This is a genomic window from Halorubrum tibetense (assembly GCF_042661865.1).
GTDB classification, from domain to species: domain Archaea; phylum Halobacteriota; class Halobacteria; order Halobacteriales; family Haloferacaceae; genus Halorubrum; species Halorubrum tibetense.
The window spans coordinates 1-2,316 of record NZ_JBHSWW010000335.1 but is presented as its reverse complement, the minus strand read 5'-3'; the positions used below and the strand labels follow the sequence as shown (position 1 = coordinate 2,316).

3 protein-coding genes are annotated in these 2,316 nt (G+C 67.7%); 2 read left to right on the top strand and 1 reads right to left on the bottom strand.

The annotated features are described in order from the left end of the window. Together ACFQEU_RS14655 and ACFQEU_RS14650 are read left to right on the top strand one after the other, a co-directional pair. A partial coding sequence (locus ACFQEU_RS14655; RefSeq protein WP_379783362.1) for a SpoVR family protein occupies positions 1-827 on the top strand: 827 nt, incomplete at its 5' end. A gap of 86 nt (positions 828-913) precedes the next feature. Beyond that, positions 914-1,672: a hypothetical protein gene (locus tag ACFQEU_RS14650; protein WP_379783360.1), complete on the top strand. Its 759-nt coding sequence runs from the start codon at positions 914-916 to the stop codon at positions 1,670-1,672. 67 nt (positions 1,673-1,739) lie between these two features. On the opposite strand, the gene ACFQEU_RS14645 is transcribed toward ACFQEU_RS14650, so the two are convergent. Continuing rightward, positions 1,740-2,316 (bottom strand): alpha/beta hydrolase (locus ACFQEU_RS14645; protein WP_379783358.1); only part of this gene is annotated, 577 nt, incomplete at its 5' end.

Below are 2,316 nucleotides of genomic sequence, written 5' to 3'. Positions count from 1 at the left end.
ACCCGCGCGTCGACGCCGAGACGGTCGACCGCGCGCTGTCCGTCCGTGCCGGCGACCGCGACCCCGAAGCGGGCCCCGACATCGAGCGATACCCCTGGAAACTGCTCACGTACGAGGGGCTCGCCGAACGACACTACGCGCTCTCGCGACCGGAGCATCGCGGGGCCCTTCGGAACGTCCCGCGGACGACGCTCGAAGAGCGGGCGCGATACATGTTCGATGTCGATCGGTACGAAAGCGTCGAGGCGGCGCTCGAAGACGTCGATCGAACCGCCGGGTGGGACCGGATGTACGAGGTGCGTGAGAGCCACAACGACGTGACGTTCATCGACGAGTTCCTCACCGAGGAGTTCGTCCGCGAACGGAACTATTTCACCTACGAGTACAGTCACGCAGGCGAGGGGTTCCGGGTCGCGAGTGTCGATGCCGGCGACGTGAAACGCAAACTCCTCTTACAGTTCACCAACTTCGGAAAGCCGTCGATCACGGTGCTCGACGGGAACTTCAAGAACAGAGGGGAGCTGCTGTTGGCCCACCAGTACAACGGGATCGCGCTGGACGAGGCGACGGCGAAAGCCACGTTGAAACGGGTGTTCGAACTGTGGGGTCGCCCGGTGAACCTAGCGACGATCCGTACCGAGTACACGGACCGGGAGGTCGAACGGGCCCGACGAGACGGTCGGGAGCCCGATGGCACCGAGGTCGGCGTCCGGTTCCAGTACGACGGGGGAGCGGTGACCGAACACGACCTCGATCCCGAAATCGAATCCCGGATCGCCGCCGACGAGATCGATTACGACACGAAGCCCGAGGACTGGTTGGCCTGAGTCGGCGAGTCGTTTCGACCTCTCGGACGCGATCGTGGGGTGTTCACGGTGCCGGAGTTATATCCCTAGAGGACGAACCGGATCCCATGAGCGCTCCGGGAGGCGGGACGAGTGGCGAGAGCGACCACCGGCCCCCGGTCACCAGCGTCGACGCGACGGATCCCCCCGACGGGATCGAGGCGGACCTCCCGCTCGCGTTCCCCGAACGGGACCCCGGAGCCCTCGATGACACCACGGAGCTGTATCTGATGGGGCGACACGCCGCGGACGACGGGAGCGTAACGGTCCAAGTCCTCGGGTGGGAGCGCGACGGCGACGCCGTGAACGTCGAGTACAGCTTGCCGACGGGAGAGCGTCGAACCGACCGATATCGCTGGCCGACGGCCGGGCAGTACGACGAGAGCGACTTCGTCGCGCTCGTCCGCGGGCTCGGCTACGCGCCGGGCGCGGCAGAGCACGTCGCCGGGGAGTTCGCCCGAGCACGACAGGAGAACGGTCGCTGGCGGATCGTGACCGGCAGACGGACGCGAACGAGTGAGGAGAGAGACGATCGACCGAAACGGGCGAACGGGGACACGCCGCGGGACGACCAACGGCTCGACGGGACGCGTCGGGAAGGGTCGGACTCCCAGATCGCGCGGACGGTTCGCCGCCGTCTCGACGGGGTCGACCCGATGAACGTCGGCATGGTCTCCGTCGGGCTCGTGTTCCTCTCCGTCCTCCTGCCGGCGAGCATCGCGATCGTGACCGGTGGAGTCACTGCCCCGGTAGCGGCCCTCGGCGCGACGTTGTTCGCCGTCGCGATCGCGGCGCTGTGGCTCTCGATCGTCGTTGCGGCCACGTAACTGGGTCGTCTCGGCGTGGATCGCCGGAGGGTCGAAGAACAGCGCGTGAGGGGAGGAACGGTGCCGCCTACAGCGCCGACACCAGTGCCGTCACGCGTTCCGTCTCGTCTTCGTTGATCCCGTGACCCATCCCCTCGTAGATCCGTGTCTCGACGTCGGCACCGAGCGCCGATAGGACCTCGTCCGTCACGTGAACACGCTCCTCCGGGATGTGTGGATCGACGTCGCTACAGCCGAGGAACGCCGGCGTTCCGGCGAGTGGATCCGCCTCGTCGCCCGCGACGTAGTCGCCGATAGCAACCGTTTCGCCGATCAACCCGCCGCTCAGGGCAGCGAGCCCACCGTACTCGCGTGGCGTGCGCGCGACGAACTCGCTCGCGAGACACGCGCCCTGTGAGAATCCGGCCACGAGGACCCGTTCGGCGTCGATCCCGGCGTCGGTCGCCGTTCGAACCGCGTTCCCGACCGCGGCCAGTCCCGACGACCGACCGGGCTCGTTCCGCTCAACTGGCGCGAGAAACGAGTTTGGATACCAGGTGTTCGCGGCCGCCTGCGGGGCCAGCAGCGCGACGGAGTCGCCGGCGATCGACTCGCCGAAGCCGAGGATGCTCCGCGCCGTCGCACCCCGTCCGTGAACCAGCACG

Coding starts and splice junctions, on each gene's coding strand:
- ACFQEU_RS14650 (WP_379783360.1), top strand. CDS start 914: ATGAGCGCTCCGGGAGGCGGGACGAGTGGCGAGAGCGACCACCGGCCC.